Annotated in this window: 13 protein-coding genes and 1 pseudogene; 3 read left to right on the plus strand and 11 right to left on the minus strand. The window is 58.7% G+C overall.

Annotated features, from left to right (window positions below; translation table 11 throughout):
* Nucleotides 1-152: 152 nt before the first annotated feature.
* Nucleotides 153-1,649 (plus strand): FAD-dependent oxidoreductase, encoded by a 1,497-nt coding sequence (locus ACIROY_RS22655; protein ID WP_402344364.1) that lies wholly within the window; start codon nucleotides 153-155, stop codon nucleotides 1,647-1,649.
* Nucleotides 1,650-1,698: 49 nt separating this feature from the next.
* Here the strand turns inward: ACIROY_RS22655 and ACIROY_RS22660 are convergent.
* Together ACIROY_RS22660 and ACIROY_RS22665 are read right to left on the minus strand one after the other, a co-directional pair.
* Nucleotides 1,699-1,821: pseudogene (locus tag ACIROY_RS22660) on the minus strand (GNAT family N-acetyltransferase); the annotation flags it as partial.
* A 209-nt stretch (nucleotides 1,822-2,030) separates the two neighbouring features.
* Entirely contained in the window at nucleotides 2,031-2,936 is a 906-nt protein-coding gene (locus ACIROY_RS22665) for a LysR family transcriptional regulator (RefSeq protein WP_402278530.1), read from the minus strand.
* A 309-nt stretch (nucleotides 2,937-3,245) separates the two neighbouring features.
* On the opposite strand from ACIROY_RS22665, the gene ACIROY_RS22670 reads away from it, so the two are divergent.
* A complete protein-coding gene (locus tag ACIROY_RS22670; RefSeq protein WP_402344367.1) occupies nucleotides 3,246-4,019 on the plus strand; it encodes an SDR family oxidoreductase in 774 nt (257 codons plus the stop codon).
* A 41-nt stretch (nucleotides 4,020-4,060) separates the two neighbouring features.
* Here the strand turns inward: ACIROY_RS22670 and ACIROY_RS22675 are convergent, their stop codons facing one another.
* Nucleotides 4,061-4,963 (minus strand): LysR substrate-binding domain-containing protein, encoded by a 903-nt coding sequence (locus tag ACIROY_RS22675; protein ID WP_402278526.1) that lies wholly within the window; start codon nucleotides 4,961-4,963, stop codon nucleotides 4,061-4,063.
* A gap of 141 nt (nucleotides 4,964-5,104) precedes the next feature.
* Between ACIROY_RS22675 and ACIROY_RS22680 the strand changes: the two genes are divergently transcribed.
* Nucleotides 5,105-5,968, plus strand: a complete 864-nt coding sequence (locus ACIROY_RS22680; protein ID WP_402344370.1) for an aldo/keto reductase family oxidoreductase — start codon at nucleotides 5,105-5,107, stop codon at nucleotides 5,966-5,968.
* A 70-nt stretch (nucleotides 5,969-6,038) separates the two neighbouring features.
* Here ACIROY_RS22680 and ACIROY_RS22685 read toward each other — a convergent pair whose 3' ends face one another.
* The 8 genes from ACIROY_RS22685 to ACIROY_RS22720 form a co-directional block, all read right to left on the minus strand.
* Entirely contained in the window at nucleotides 6,039-6,875 is an 837-nt protein-coding gene (locus ACIROY_RS22685; RefSeq protein ID WP_402278523.1) for a TIGR02285 family protein, read from the minus strand.
* On the minus strand, nucleotides 6,865-8,325 hold the full coding sequence (locus ACIROY_RS22690) for a diguanylate cyclase (protein ID WP_402278522.1): 1,461 nt from the start codon (nucleotides 8,323-8,325) through the stop codon (nucleotides 6,865-6,867). Before ACIROY_RS22690 ends, ACIROY_RS22685 begins: the two co-directional genes overlap by 11 nt.
* Nucleotides 8,294-9,874 carry an FAD-binding oxidoreductase gene (locus ACIROY_RS22695; RefSeq protein WP_402278520.1) on the minus strand — a complete coding sequence of 527 codons (1,581 nt, stop codon included), beginning with the start codon at nucleotides 9,872-9,874 and terminating at the stop codon, nucleotides 8,294-8,296. The genes ACIROY_RS22690 and ACIROY_RS22695 overlap by 32 nt, the downstream gene beginning before the upstream one ends.
* A gap of 110 nt (nucleotides 9,875-9,984) precedes the next feature.
* Entirely contained in the window at nucleotides 9,985-10,629 is a 645-nt protein-coding gene (locus ACIROY_RS22700; RefSeq protein WP_402344373.1) for a LysE family translocator, read from the minus strand.
* A gap of 261 nt (nucleotides 10,630-10,890) precedes the next feature.
* On the minus strand, nucleotides 10,891-12,075 hold the full coding sequence (locus tag ACIROY_RS22705) for a glycerophosphodiester phosphodiesterase family protein (RefSeq protein ID WP_402344376.1): 1,185 nt from the start codon (nucleotides 12,073-12,075) through the stop codon (nucleotides 10,891-10,893).
* Between the two features lie 132 nt (nucleotides 12,076-12,207).
* Nucleotides 12,208-12,906, minus strand: a complete 699-nt coding sequence (locus tag ACIROY_RS22710) for a class I SAM-dependent methyltransferase (RefSeq protein ID WP_402344379.1) — start codon at nucleotides 12,904-12,906, stop codon at nucleotides 12,208-12,210.
* Nucleotides 12,903-13,364 carry an Rrf2 family transcriptional regulator gene (locus ACIROY_RS22715; RefSeq protein ID WP_402344383.1) on the minus strand — a complete coding sequence of 154 codons (462 nt, stop codon included), beginning with the start codon at nucleotides 13,362-13,364 and terminating at the stop codon, nucleotides 12,903-12,905. Before ACIROY_RS22715 ends, ACIROY_RS22710 begins: the two co-directional genes overlap by 4 nt.
* Nucleotides 13,365-13,469: 105 nt before the next feature.
* Nucleotides 13,470-14,048, minus strand: a complete 579-nt coding sequence (locus ACIROY_RS22720) for a helix-turn-helix domain-containing protein (RefSeq protein WP_402278510.1) — start codon at nucleotides 14,046-14,048, stop codon at nucleotides 13,470-13,472.
* Nucleotides 14,049-14,094 lie beyond the last annotated feature (46 nt).

Genomic DNA, 14,094 nt, shown 5'->3' on the forward strand with positions numbered 1-14,094 from the left:
ATCCCGCTGGGGCCGATTCATCGCACTTGCAATACTGATCAAGCTTCCATGCAGGATCTTGAGTTGCGACGATATATGTGTATCTTGCACATTTTTTTCTGGCGACATATACTCTCCTAAATTATGTGCATATTACACTTATGAGGCTGACAATGATGATGAATAAAGAAATCGACATACTGATCTGCGGCGCAGGTCCGACCGGCCTGACGCTGGCGCTGGTGCTGGCGCAACAGGGTGTCTCTTTCCGCATCATCGATAAAATGAAGTCGCCGTTTCACGGTTCGCGAGGCAAAGGGCTGCAACCGCGCACTCTGGAGATATTCGAGGACTTGGGCATCGTGCAAGAAATCATGGCTGCTGGAGGATCGTATCCTCCGCAGCGCGAGTATCAGGACGACGGCAGCTGGCAGGAAGCCCCCACTGCCGAGGCGAGGTCGCCCACAGCGTCAGAGCCCTACCTGACGCCCTGGATGGTGCCGCAGTTCTTGACCGAGGATGTGATGCGAACCAGGCTGAATGAACTGGGCCATCAGCCGCAGTTCGGTTGCGAACTGATTGGGCTGGAGCAGCAAGAGCACGGAGTCATCGTGCGAATTGCAGGGAAAGACGGAGAGCAATCGTTGCGCGCGCGTTATGTTGTGGCAGCGGATGGCGGGCGCAGTTTTGTGCGCAACCTGCTGGAGATTGACTTTCCCGGCAAGACACTCGGAGTGAGGGCGGTGGTTGCCGACGTATCCCTGCAAGGCTTGAGCCGGGATGCCTGGCATCGTTTCAGCAGCAGCGCGCCGGAGCGTCAAATCGGTTTGTGCCCGTTGGCAGGAACCGATATGTTCCAAATTCAGGCAGCGCTCGCGGGAGATGAACAGCCCGATCTCTCTGCGGACGGCCTGACAAGAATGGTATCGGAACGCAGCGGGCGAACGGATATCACCGTTGTCGCCGTTCATTGGGCCTCGATGTTCCAGATGCATGCGAGACTGGCGCAGCGGTATCGGGTCGGCCGCGTCCTCCTGGCCGGGGACGCGGCGCACGTGCATCCACCCACCGGCGGCCAAGGCCTCAATACGAGCGTACAGGATGCCTACAATCTCGCATGGAAACTGGCGGCTGTGCTGGCCGGCGCCGAAGAAAATCTCCTCGATACCTACGAAGAAGAGCGGCGTCCGATCGCCGAATCCATGTTGGGACTGTCGTCCAGACTGCTTGAGGAAGCCAGGCGCGGTGAAATGCGTCGCGGCAGGGAAGTTCAGCAGCTCGACCTAGGCTATCCCGAATCATCGCTGGCATTGGAAATTCCCGCGCGCAAGCACGGTCCTCTGGCAGGAGACCGTGCGCCGGACGCTCCCGTGACAACTCGCTCGGGCGCGCCGCAACGTCTTTTCGAGCTGTTTCGCGGCACTCATTGGACGTTAATCGGATGTCATGTGCCGCGCGGTCACGTCATGAAGGCTCGTGGTTTACACGTCCATCTCTTTGGCGAGGAAGGAAACCTGATCGATTCGAACGGCAGCTTCCAAGATGCCTATGCGCTTCAGCGCGGTGACTGGGTGTTGGTGCGACCAGATGGTTATATTGGCGCGATTGTCGCGTCGGACAATCTGGACGCAATCGAGGAATATCTGCAGCGCGCAGGAGTGGTGGGATAGATGTTTTCTGCCAGCCGATTGCAGCCCCTCATAATTCATGTTTCTGGAGCTCACGCGCACGCTGTGTGTCAAATCGCCCTACCCTCTCCAAACTCTCCCGCATGGCAGCGATGCGCATATCGACAAGGCGTTCAAGATCCGATTCCTGGGATTGAATGAAGACGGCAAACATTGCGTTCTGATGGCTATCGAAGCAGGAGAGAAGTGACCGAAATCCCATCATAACGTGACTACGGTGGCAATGTCGCAGGAGAGGTCCTGCCCTGGCCGAAAACGGACAGAAGCTGAACATGATTGATTTCTGTTTTAAAAAATCCTGATCAGCAACGCTCTCCCATCAGGTGGAATGTCTTTGATGATGGATTAATCAGCTGCATCGCTTCAAACCCGCTGGGGAAGCATCGTGCCGAAATAATCAGTGACGCGTCGCACGCGTGCCGATACGAATTTGCGTTTTGGCCAGACCAGGCTGACGTCTCTCAGTTCATCCATAAATTGATCGAGGACCGTCATGATGTCCGGATGTTGAAGTTCGCCCTTCAATGAAGCTCTGGAAAACATACCGATGCCTACGCCACCAAGTACACCGGCGAGAATGGTATCCATGGCGTTGGACGAAAGATTGCCGCTCACGGGCACGCCGAATTTTCCTTTGGAACCAAGAAAAGTCCAATTCCGCATCTCTCCATAGATAAGACAATTGTGATTGACAAGGTCCTGCGGGACAGCCGGGATCCCATGCCGATCGAAATAACTGCGAGACCCGGCGCATACCAGCGAAGTGCCTGCTACGCGCTTTACCACTGCATCAGGATCATGCACCGCGCTGACCCTGATCGCCAGATCAATTCCGTCTGCAAGCAAATCTTCAATACTGTCGGAAAGGCGAAGATCCAACTCGATCTTCGGATAAAGCGTCAACAATTGCGGAATGAGCGGGAGGACATGCAAACGGCCGAATGTAGAGGGTGTTGCGACTCTGACCAGGCCGGAAATATCAACAGTGCTGCTGGTCAGCTCGCCGTCCGCTTTGTCCATTTCTTCAAGAAGCGGCTTGGTGCGGTCATAGTATTTTCGCCCTTGGTCCGTCAGCGTCACGCTGCGCGTGCTTCTGTTGAACAGCAGCACGCCGAGTCGTGTTTCCAAGGCGCCGATCGATTTGCTGATTCCCGATTGCGAATCGCCAAGCCGACGTGCGGCCGCAGAAAAACCACCTGCTTCCACGACCGTGATGAAAGCAGTCAATTCATAAAAGCGATCCATTGCGGTCCCTTGACGATCGTTCATTCTCCCTCGGAGCGAGGCATGCGAATTTTGTCATAAATCAAATGCACACGCTTCTGATGGGTGAACCAACTGATTCTTTTGAAGAATGGCATTTATGACAAATCTGCCGATTATCAATTCTGAGTCGCCAACCTATGATGAATGCCTTACCGAACAGCAGATCAGGCAACGGCGAGCGGGCACCGGCATGTTGACTGGCGGCTTCCTCGCCCAGTCCGAAACGCGACGCCCCCATGAGGATCGGCCGTTCTGTAGCGGTAATCCCTGTAGCAATATCGAACGAATGATTAATTAGTTAGGACTGAATATATGAGCACAGCATTGAATGATCTGGATTCGTCATCGCCAGCCGCACTGAGCCTTGCAGGAAAAAAAGTGGTGGTGGTCGGGGGCAAAACGGGAATTGGACTTGGCATTGCGCACGCGGCGTTCGCAGCAGGAGCGTCGGTGACCGTCGCCAGTCGCCGCATCACCTCGCTGGAGGACCGGCCTGATCTGGCGAACTACGAGCAAATAATCCTGGATGTCCGCGATGAAGCTGCGGTACAAAAAGCCTTCGACGCCATCGGGCCATTTGATCATCTTGCCGTCACGGCAGGTCCCGAATTCGGATCATGGGGGAATTTCATGGATGCAGATATGCGCGGCGTTCGCAGCTACCTCGATGGCAAATTTTTCGGCAGCTGGGCCTGCGCCCGTCATGCGGCCCCTCACCTCAGGACAGGCGGGTCGATCACTCTTCTTACCGGCGGTTTGGCAGTGCGGCCGAAAATCGGCTTCAGTGCGGTCCTGGCTGCGTTCAGCGCGGTGGAATCCTTATCTGGCTCGCTTGCACTGGAACTGTCCCCTACCCGTGTCAACACGATACGCCCGGGCTTCGTGGACACGGATCTGTGGAAGGATTTTTCCAACGACGAACGAAATGCGCTGAAAGAAAAAGTACGCAGCAGCTTTCCAGCGCGGCATGCGGGCACCATCGGTGATATTGGACACGCCGCCTTGTTTCTGATGACAAATCCTTACGTAACCGGCATCGTCATGGAAGTATCCGGTGGCGAGAATCTGGTTCCCAGCGTTTTCTAAACGCGCGGAGAACTTCAGGCCAGGCAAGCTGATAACGCAAGCTAAGTCGCTGCCTGCCGTTCGCGCAGGTAGTCGACAAAGGCACGCAACGGCGCCGGGACATGGCGTCGTCCCGGGTAATACAAAAACGGGCCTGAAAACGTTTGCCACCATGGCTGCAAGATGGGTTCCAGTGCGCCGCTGTCGAGATGGGGGCGCAGCAAGTCTTCAAACAAATGCACCACGCCCACCCCTGCGACGGCCGCACCGATGGTCAGGTCGAGCGCATTGCTCGGCGTCGCCAGCAGGCGTTCGGGAGGATCGATTTCGATCAGCTCGCCGTCGCGTTCGAATTTCCACGTGGGCTTGTTGCCTCCGGCAAACTGGCTGCGCACGCAAGCATGTTCCAGCAACTCGCGCGGATGCTCCGGCCTGCCATGGGCATCGAGATAGCCGGGCGCCGCCGCCGTGGCAAAACGCTGCACGCGCGGTCCGATGGGAACGGCAATCATGTCCTGCTCCAGCCTTTCGTCATAGCGGATGCCGGCATCGCAACCGGCCGACAGTACATCGACGAAGCCATCTTCCACCGTTACCTTGATGCGGATGTCCGGATAACGCTTGAGGAAGCCGGCGAGGATTTCCGGCAGCGTGATGCGCGCGGCGCTGGCGGGCACGTTCAGGCGCAATGTGCCCGATGGCTTGTCACGAAAGCCGTTCAACACGTCGAGCGATGCTTCCATTTCAGAAAACAGCGGCTCCAGCCGGTCCAGCAAGTGGCGGCCGGCCTCGGTCGGTGCGACGCTGCGCGTAGTGCGGTTGAGCAGGCGCAAGTCCAGCCGCGCCTCCAGGCGCTGCACCGCAATGCTGAGGCTGGCGGCGGACACGCCGCTGCTGCGCGCTGCATCGCGAAAACCTCCCGCGCGCGCCACCGCCACGAAGGCAGCCATGTCATTAAGTTTCATCTTGATTGTTCATTAAATTAAACAACCTGTGAACTTTAGATCGGATTATCAAACGATGCAAATAGACTGATACTGGATCGGTCGCAGCACCCCGGGCAAATCCCGTCCAGCTGCCCACCCTGTCCTGCAAGGAAAACATCCATGAGCACATCTACCCTTCCCACCCATTTCGACTTCGCCGGCCGCACCGTTTCACGCATGGGCTATGGCGCCATGCAGCTGGCTGGCCCGCACGTGTTCGGCCCGCCCAAGGATCGCACCGCCTGTCTTGCCGTGTTGCGTACGGCGATTGCGGCCGGCGTCGACCACATCGACACCTCGGATTTCTACGGCCCCCACGTCACCAACCAGATCATTCGGGAAGCCTTGCAGCCCTATCCCGCCAACCTGACCTTGGTCACCAAGATCGGCGCGCGGCGCGACGACAAGGGAGAATGGCTGGCGGCAGCGAGTCCGGAGCAATTGCGCAGCGCCGTCCACGACAATTTACGCAACCTGGGACTGGACACGCTGGACGTGGTCAACCTGCGCGTCTTCGGCCACGGCCTGACGGAGGACGGCATCGGACATCTGGTGGAGGTGATGGCGCAGTTGCAGCAAGACGGCCTGCTTCGCCATATCGGCCTGAGCAATGTCACGGCCGCACAGATCTCGGAGGCGCAACAGATCGCCGACATCGTCTGCGTGCAGAACATGTACAACCTGGTCCATCGCGGAGACGACGCCCTGATTGACGTACTGGCGGCGCAAGGCATCGCCTACGTGCCGTTCTTTCCGCTGGGCGGCTTCACGCCGATTCAGTCGGGCGCCTTGTCGGATATCGCCGCACGCCTGCAAGCCACGCCCATGCAGGTGGCGCTGGCCTGGTTGCTGCATCGCTCACCCAACATCCTGCTGATCCCCGGCACGGCGTCGGTGGCGCATCTGCGCGAAAACCTGCAGGCGTCGACGTTGTCCATCACGCCCGATATCATGGCGGAACTTGACGCCATCGGCGGCGGGTAGGGTTCGGTCGAGTGACGCCGGTGCTGCCCCGACTGTCAAGACAGCCTGTCTATTTTTTCCGGCAGGCTTGTCAGGGCGTCTTGAGGAACACGCTATCGTAAATCTTGCGGATTTCAGCCACTGACTCGGGGTCGTGCCACTTCTCAACAATGGACCGGTAATAGGCTTTCCCGCGATTGGCGATGAGCACCTTGTTGACCTGCTCCACGACCTGGCGTCCCCATTCATTTTTGGAGCACATCACCCGATTGAAGACCACCTCATCCGCTTCCTGCATGGGAATGGCGATCAGCTCGCCGGCGTGTCCCATCGCGCGGGCCTGGTCGAACGCCAGCAGCGGCAACTCGACCATGTAGTCGATGCGCCCCGCCAGCAGCATGCCGATGGCTTCGATCTGTTCGGAATAATTTTCTTTCGGCGGGTATGCCGCCAGCAGTTTATCGACGGTCGGGCTGTAGGAGCGGTCGCGCATCACCGAGGTGATGAACTGGCGGTTCTGCAGCAGGCTCTGCAGCGATTGCTTCCCTGTGAATTGGCTCAGGCGGTCCCGGCGCACGATAATCCGCAACGGAAGGAAAATTGAACTGGGCAGGGAAAAGTATCCATAGGCCTCGCGCTCCGGTGTTTTCAACGTACCGTTATAGCACCAGTGACTGCCTTTTTTGATCTCGCTGTTGATACGCGGAAACGGCGCTTCCAGTTCCACATGCTGATACTGAGGCAGTTGATCTTTGAGGACGTTCAGGGTCAGGTCAAAGATGCCTTGATGGGCCCATTCCCCGCCCCGGATCATGTAGGGCGGCACATTATATTTCCCCCACACGATCTGGTCGGCAGCCGGTGCCGCCGTACATGCAGCGCTCGCCAGCAAGCAGAGCAGAACGCAGCACAGAGTTCTATACGACATCGTCTGCTTTCATCAATGACGGCGGAAGCGGCCATTCGGCAACCAGGACCTGGTTGCGTCCCGCCATTTTTGCCCGATACAGCGCAGCGTCGGCGGCTTGCAGCAGCGCATTGATGCCGCCTTCGTGCTGGGACGGCATGCAGCTGGCCACACCGACGCTGACCGTGATGCGCCCGAACGCCGACGATGCATGAGGAATGTTCAGGGAAAAAATGGCATCGCACATCTTGTGCACGACACTGACGCCCGCTTCGACATTGGTGTCCGGCGCGATCAGGGCAAACTCTTCTCCACCATAGCGCGCCACGGTGTCGCCCGCCCTGCGGACAGTCTTCTGCAGCATGTCGGCGACCTGGCGCAATACCTCATCACCGGCAACGTGACCGTAATGGTCGTTGTAATGTTTGAACCAGTCGACGTCGAACAAGGCGACCGTCAACGGCTTGTCGTTGCGGGCGCAGCGTCGCCATTCCTGCTCAAGTGTCTGATCAAAACAGCGGCGGTTGGGAATGCCGGTGAGCGCGTCCGTCAGGCTGAGCAACATGAGTTGCTCGTTGGCCTGGGCCAGATCGCGGGTGCGTTCGTCAATGCGCAGCTCCAGCGACTTGTTGAGCGCACGCAGTGATTCTTTTTCCTGTTCCAGCTGCTGGTAAAGCGTCCGGTTCTGCGCCATGTGTTTTTTCAGGCTTGCCAGCATGGCGTTGATGGCGTCGGCAAGAAAATGCAGTTCATGCCGTTTTTTTCCCGGCATCTCTATGCTTTGCTGCGCATCGAGCTGGTTCAGGTCCTGCCCCTGCACGAATGTGCTGAGCCTGGTGATCGGCACGCCCAGCCAGCGATGAAATACATAGAGGAAGATAAACCACAGCACCACCGTCTTGATGATGGAGTTGATCAGGATGAGGGTGAATCCGTACGCGACTTTGCGGACCACGACATGGCGGCTGGAGTACACCGTCCAGGAGCCGATATCGTGGCTGAGCTCATGTTCGTCGCGGTACAGAATGGGAAAGCGATGGCCGATGGCGGCATTCAGAAAGTCGGTTTTCACGGGGCTGCGTACGCCGTCGGCGTCGACGTGGATCTGCTTTCCCTCGCTGTCGTAGATATTGCCGAGGGCAAGCACCAGGCGTCCCTGGGGATCTTCGATCTTGACGCCGGTTACGACAGGCAGATTGCTGATTCCCGCGAGCGTGGCCTTTTGCACGTCGCCCTGAAAACGCCACGTCGAGCTGGCCAGACTGGCGCCGAACGTCCCGTCCATGGCCATCAATTCATTGTCGATACCGGTTTTCGTATGCTGGTAGTCGGCGGTCAGCTGTACGCACGTGACAATCAGCGTAACCACAAAGTAACTGCCAAAAATAATGCGTAGCAAATGTACGGCCAGAGAATGCTTTGATACAAAATTCATAGTGTTACGCCGACGGTATGCTCTGCTGAAAGGCAAACAAGTTGCCGGAATCGTATTTCTTTTTAACCTGCATCAATCGTGCCAGGTTTTTTCCATAGTAGGCTTGCTGCCAGTTCGGAAGGTCCCGGCTGGGGAAGTTGACATACGATTGCTGCAGCATGAACGGCTGCATGGCGGCAAAGTATTCGGTGAGCCACGCTTGCTGCCTGCGCACGACATCGGGATGATCGATCGGCGCCCAGGCACTTTCCATTTCAAAGATGTAGTTGGCGTTGCGGTGCACGTAAGCGGTGGCATCAGCCGCCACGTCGCGGACCTTGCCTCCGATCGCGAACAGGATGCCCATGTTTTCCGGCAGCAGCGAACCACCTGGCCATTTCATCATCCATTGCAGCATCGTCTCCAGCGCTTCCGGCGGCAGGGTTTCGGCGACGTAGCTGGAGCGCAGGTCATACATGCCGTTCGGATCATCGGTGATGAGATAGTCGCGCGCCTGCCAGTAGCTCATCTGGCGAATATCACGCTTGATCGGCTTGACCAGCTTGAGTGCAGGAGCGAGCGCCTCCAGGGCCTGGTCGAGCGGGCCGAAAAACTGACCCAGCGTGGTCACTTGCAACTGATGGCGCTGCGGCCGCGGTCCTGGCGCATCGGGGTACGCCTTGGTGCGGGTCGACATCTGCCGCGCGTGGTTGTTTTGTATTTCCTGCAAGGTGCTCAACAGTTCGATCTGCTTTTCGCCCGGCCACACGATATTGAAAATCGTCACATCATCCTTCACCTCGTGCAAGGCGAAGCTGAATCCCGTGTTGATGCCGAAGTTGCCGCCACCGCCCCCGCGCAAAGCCCAGAACAGATCGCTGAAATCGCCGTTGGCATCGGCGCTGACCTGCCGACCGTTGGCCAGCACCACGTCAGTCTGCACCAGACTGTCGCAGGTCAGCCCGGCGTGCGTCGCGGCGAAGCCCCAGCCACCGCCAAGCACCAGCCCGCTGGCGCCCACGGTGGGACAACGGCCGGAAGGAATGGCAAAGCTGGAGCCGCTGAAGGCATCGGCCATATTCTGGTTACTGGCGCCGGCCTGGATGTAGCCGCGGTTCTTGTCGACATCGAACCACACCTTGTTCATTGCCTTGACGTCGATCAGCAAGCCTCGGGTGGTTGAGAAGCCCGCGTAGTTGTGCCCACCCGAGCGGATGGCAAACTTTTCGCGATGGTCTGCCGCCCAACGCAAGCACAGCTGGACATCATGTGCATCTGCGCACATCGCTACCGCCAGCGGCAATACATCGGCATAGCGCGCATTGTTGGGCGCTGCAGCCATCGCGTAGCCCATTTCACCAGGCATGATCAGGCGACCGTGCAGACTGTTGCGTAAAGCCCTTAGATTTTTCGGAGAGTGCAGCGCCGGCGCTGCATTCAGAACCCCGGGAAAACTTCCCGCGTATAACAATGCTGCCCCGGCTTGCAAGAATCTGCGCCGTGGCATTGAATTGGAACCACTCATTGTTTCCCCAATGAAAGTTTGCTTTTTATGTACGCGCGGAGTCGCCCCGCTTGATGAATCAATTCTATCCGACGTGACCATTTTTATTCTTTTGCCTGGGTCAATGAACCGGAATTTTTCTTATGTTGGTTCATGCAGGAGCGCTTGTGGCCGGCCGCGGACATTGACAATAACGGCCGGAACGGACGGCGTCAAGCACGCCCGCCCGGCGACCGGTTGAAGATAAGGTAGCCGGCAATTCCCAGCATGGCGACGCCAAGAAGGCTGTCCTGCAAACGCAGGAACCATACGTTCCTGCTCAGCCAGACACGGATTCTCGACGCACCGTAGGCAAGACAAGCGCCGTTTAACAGACCGAGGACTTTTGAACTCACGGCCAGCACCAGCATCTGTTGCCAGATCGGCCCGATGTCGGGATCCGCGAACTGTGGCAGAAATGCCACCAGGAAGATAAACACTTTCGGATTCAACAAGTTGGTGAACAGCCCTTGCCAGAATACGCCGCGATCGCTGCCGGCGCTGACAGTCCCCAGAGTCTCCTTGCCCCGGATGGAACGTCGAATCGCCCGCACTCCGAGATAAACCAGGTAGAGCGCCCCGGCGATTTTGACGAACTCGAACAGCACCGGTGATTCCTTGAAGATCCCGGCAAGTCCGAACACGACCAAGGGTATCTGAATGACCCCGGCGGCGAAGGTGCCAAGCACGCTCAGCCAGGCAACCTTGAAGCCTTGCGTCATGCCCCGCGTCAGCGTCAGCGCCATGTCGGGCCCGGGAGTCAGATTGAGCGCCAGGCTGGCGGTGAGGTAGAGCAAGAACAGATGGAGTGATGGCATGGCGACGTTGCTGGCTGATCAGGTCAATTCGGGATCCGCTTCGGACCTACCGTCTGCCGGACTGCAACGGCAGGACGCATCCGGGAATTTATAACAAATCGGATAAGCCCGCCTGCTTGCAGCTGATTTCGCGGGATATCTCGCCGTTGCTTCCGCCGCCGCTGCCGAAGCGACGCAGGAGAAATCCTGCCTGCCTTCCAGGCGGGCATCCCCATGAAAAAAGGAGCCCGGAGGCTCCTCTCTGTTCGACGCCGACAGTGCTTACCTTGCGTTCCGCGTCTTCAACCACTCCTCCAGCGCCGCCCTTCCGGTGCCGCTGAAATCGGTGAACACGCCATCCACGCCGGCATCAAAGAACGCCTTGTACTCCGCCTTGGGATCATTCTTGTAAGTGGCGGTCAGGCGCGCTGCTTCGTCGCGGAAGGTGAACGGGTGCACGAACAGGCCGAGCCGGTGCGCGTCGGCCACCAGCGAGGTCGGCGCCATGTTCGATGCCTGGTTCAGCGCCTTGACCGGATTGCTGGCGGCATCCACGCCTTGCGCCGAAATGATGTACACCTTCCATGGGCCGATGCCGTCGGCATAGGTCTTGATCTCGGCCAGGCCTTCCGGCGTCGCCATGGCGGCAAAGGTGCGCGGATCGCCATGCTGCAGCCACGAGTATGGTTTGGCGGTGTCCGGCGAATTGTAGGTCAGCGCGCCGGTCTTGAAGTTGATGCCGTCGCCGTCCATCAATTGCACCGCGCGGGTTTTCAGGCCGAGACGGCGCATCATCTTCAGGCTCTCCGGCTCGAACGACTGCACGATGATGGGCGCGTCGACACTGTTCCAGCCTTCCTTGTTGATCATGTCCACCAGCTTTTCTTCCAGCGGCACGCCCAGCAGGCGCTGGAAGATCGGGTTCTTGGTTTCCGGATAGACCAGCAGCTTGCTGGCGGGATTGGCCGCACGCGTCGCCTTGGCCAGGTCGATCACTTCCTGGAACGTCGCCAACGGATACTTGCCGTCGTATTGATGGCTGCGCACGGCGATCGGTTGTTTGACGCGCAAGGTCTTCAGCTCGGCCGCGGTAAAGTCGCTGATGTACCAGTCCGGCGGCACCGCCACGCCGTCGACGGTGCGCGCTTTTTTGCGCGAGGCGAATTCTGGATGATCGGCAACGTCGGTGGTGTCGCTCAGGAAGGGATTGTGGCAAACGAACAGCACGCCGTCGCTGGAGGACATCAGGTCCATTTCCAGCGCGTCGGTGCCGGCGGCGATGGCGGCCTGGTAGCCCGCGATGATTTCTTCCGGATACAGGCCGGGCAAGCCGCGGTGCCCGATAATCAGCGGGGCTTTGCCGTCCAGCGTTTTGATATTTGCAACGCTTTGCGGCCCAGCGCAACCTGCGAGCAGAGTTGCCGCTGCGATGGTGAAAATTGAAGATACGGTGGATAAGCGGTTCATGCGTACTCTTTCTCGACGTTGGGTTTCGGAAAGCCCGTCACGATCAGCTTCCCTGGAAATCTTGCCTGTGGAAAAGTAGAACGCATTTATGTGACCTTGGCATGACGTCCATGTACGCTCGTCCGGTCTCGCCTACGCAGCCCTGGCAAACCAGCCGTGAATCAACCCGCATTGATAAAACTGCACTGGTCTGTCGAATCCCCCGGACGCCATCATCCCGGCGACCATCTCCGGCGCCAGAATGGCAACGTCGCGGCGATATGCCGTTCGCATCTGCTCCAGCTTTTCCTGGCTGAGATCCGCACCGGCCATGGTGCGCATCCAGACTTCCAGCAGCGCACCGTAGTGCGGCGCGTCCGTATCGGAAGTCAGGTCCGAATTGATCAGAATGCCGTTCGGGCACAGCCGTTGGCGGATGCCGCGGAAGAAGCCGGTGCGCTCATCCTGCTGCAGAATGAAGTGCGACACCAGCAGCGAGGTGGCGGCATCGAAGGGCTCGCACGACGGCAGCGAATCCAGATAGCCTTCATGGAACGTACAACGGGAAGCAATGCCCTGCTCCTGCGCCTTGCGACGAAAGACGTCCAGCATCGGCGCGGACGGTTCGACGGCTGTGAAGCGCCAGCCCGGGAATTTTTCCGCCAGAGACAGTATCTCCGCGCCGGTGCCGGCTCCCACGCAAAGGATGCGGGCGTCGGCAGGCAAGCCGGCCAGTACTGCGCTCGCCAGCAAATGCAGCGCATCGCGAAACGGCGCCAGCCGGGCCCACTGGCTGTCATAGGCGGAGGCTGCCTGCTGGTTGAAGGTGGCCTGGAGTTTTTCGTCGTTCATGGTTTGCCTGGCCTCTTCCGTTTTTTCTCGAACCGTTGATGGAAATCTGCGCTCAGCATCGCCAGAGTTACCTCGTCGAAGCGCGATTCCAGCAGCGCCTCCGCTTCCTCGAATGTCTTGTTCAGGGCGGCGTTGACCGCCTGCTCCACCAGGCAGGCAGGCGCTTCGGTGCGGCTGCCGATGGCGAGCAATGATGGGCTTCCGAGCGCGACATAAACGTCGCGCAAGCTGATCTGTTCCAAATCGCAGGTCAGCGTCCAGCCGCCGCCGTGGCCTTTTTCCGAGCTGACGTAGCCCTGCTCGCGCAGGCCGGCCATGATGCGCCGGATCACCACCGGATTGGTGTCCATGGCTTTGGCCAGCGACTCGGAAGTCATGGGGGATTGATGTTCGGACTGATGTTCGGCGAGGTGCAGCAGCACGTGCAGCACGCCTGATAACCGGCTATCTTTTTTCATGTAACTTAATTTATTACATGAAACGACGAAAGTCAACCACGCATGGCTTCAGCCAGCTTGGTCCCGCGGATTTTTTATGACGAAAACGCCGCCTGCGCCGGATGCTTAGCGACGCACCAACGCAATCAGATATCGGCAAGGCTTGCTGCCGGGATTCGTGAACACGCAATCCATCGGCGGCCCCAGTTGCAGGCAATCGCCGGGACTGAGCTGATGCTCCTGCTCGCCTTCGCGAAACAGCAGTCGTCCCTCGAGCATCAGAATCTGCTCATGCTGGAAGGTAAACGCGCTGGCCGGATACGGCACGCTGACCTTGGCCGGCAGGACAATCTCCAGCAATTCCAGCATGCCGCCGGCGGGCGGCGACAAGGTGCGGCGCGTGTAGCCGGTCTCAGGATCGGTCCAGACGTTTTGCTGCGCGTGCTGGTTCAGGCGATTGCCGTTCTGCTCCGCCAGCGACAACAGCATCGACAAGGCCAGCCCGAAGGCGCCCGACAGACGACCAAGCACTGTCGCGGTCGGACTGGCCTCGCCGCGCTCGATCTTGCTGATCATCGCTTTCGATACGCCGGAACGCTCGGACAGTTCGGCGAGAGACCAGCCCCTGCTGCCGCGTTCGATTTTGATACGCGTGGAGATGGCCTGGGTCGGGTCTTCTGCGATGAGGGCGTGAGAGGTATTCAAGCGGATGAAATATCGGTGTCGGTAAGCCGGAGATTATACCTGCTGC

This window comes from Herbaspirillum sp. NPDC101396 (genome assembly GCF_044767365.1).
Taxonomy (GTDB): domain Bacteria; phylum Pseudomonadota; class Gammaproteobacteria; order Burkholderiales; family Burkholderiaceae_D; genus Herbaspirillum.